Origin of the sequence: Photobacterium sp. SP02 (assembly GCF_038519165.1) — a bacterium.
Taxonomy (GTDB): Bacteria; Pseudomonadota; Gammaproteobacteria; order Enterobacterales; family Vibrionaceae; genus Photobacterium; species Photobacterium halotolerans.
Genome location: NZ_JASJOJ010000164.1, coordinates 1 through 523, shown reverse-complemented (window position 1 = coordinate 523; position 523 = coordinate 1). Strand labels below are relative to the sequence as shown.

The 523-nt window shown below is 55.1% G+C and carries 2 protein-coding genes; both read right to left on the bottom strand.

Annotation, left to right across the window (positions count from 1 at the left end):
- Positions 1-227: hypothetical protein (locus tag P0Y67_RS22775; protein ID WP_342393716.1), on the bottom strand; the 227-nt coding region annotated here is incomplete at its 3' end.
- Positions 224-523: hypothetical protein (locus P0Y67_RS22770; RefSeq protein WP_342393715.1), on the bottom strand; the 300-nt coding region annotated here is incomplete at its 5' end. The genes P0Y67_RS22770 and P0Y67_RS22775, both read right to left, overlap by 4 nt.

The following is a 523-nucleotide window of genomic DNA, read 5'->3' as shown; positions in this document are numbered from 1 at the left end:
CGTTGGTGCTCGTCAATCAGCCACGCATAGGCGGCGTTAAACACTGTGCTGTCTATGACCTGATTCGGGCGATTATCGGTGTATTCGATATGGCCCAGCCCGGTCAGGGTGTTGAAATCAACCGCCCATTCACCTTGCCGCATGGCATAGCCGCCGATGTGTCCCAAGAAGGCCGGCACACCATCAATGACGATGAGCTGATCTTGTGTGACTGCTGTAATTCTCATAACTTCATAATCCAAATAACGGCCACTGACTTCTGTCGCACGTCGACGTGACCGTGGTTGTGTGATTGCCCGCTGCCCGGCGTACTGACATAGGTGCTGGCGTTATGCAGCCGTAAACCCAGTGTCCGCGGTGAAGAGCGGCCCGTCTCGGCGTACGCACTCCAGCCGTTATTAGGCACCGAGCGATTAGCCACCCCGGCGTTACTAATGCTGGAGATTTGAAAGTTACTGGTGCGCTGATAGGTCATGGACGAGCTGGGAAGCTGATTAGATGACAGGGTGTGATTCCCTGTCGC